The following is a 254-nucleotide window of genomic DNA, read 5'->3' as shown; positions in this document are numbered from 1 at the left end:
CCGTCCGCGTAGCCGCAATCAACTTCCTCAATTCGGCGCCTCTCATGTGGGACCTTGAGCACCCGCCGATCTCCGACGAGCTCGCTCAGCGTTATCAGCTCCACTACACGCTTCCGGCACTCTGTGCCGACGAACTGCTCTCCGGTCGGGCCGACCTCGGGCTCATCCCCATCGCCTCTCTGACGCCGGAACTCGCCATCGTACCCGGCTGCACCATCGCTTCTCTCGACAAAGTCCGTTCGATTCAGCTCATC

1 protein-coding gene is annotated in these 254 nt (G+C 62.2%); it reads left to right on the top strand.

The annotated features are described in order from the left end of the window. Positions 1-254, top strand: a 254-nt coding sequence (locus tag JAO29_RS23250) for an MqnA/MqnD/SBP family protein (RefSeq protein WP_334270666.1), incomplete at both ends; no start/stop codon positions are given.

The sequence above is a fragment of the Edaphobacter sp. HDX4 genome (genome assembly GCF_036877565.1).
GTDB lineage: Bacteria > Acidobacteriota > Terriglobia > Terriglobales > Acidobacteriaceae > Edaphobacter.
Note: the sequence above shows the minus strand (reverse complement) of the source record. Positions and strands in the feature narration are given on the sequence as shown.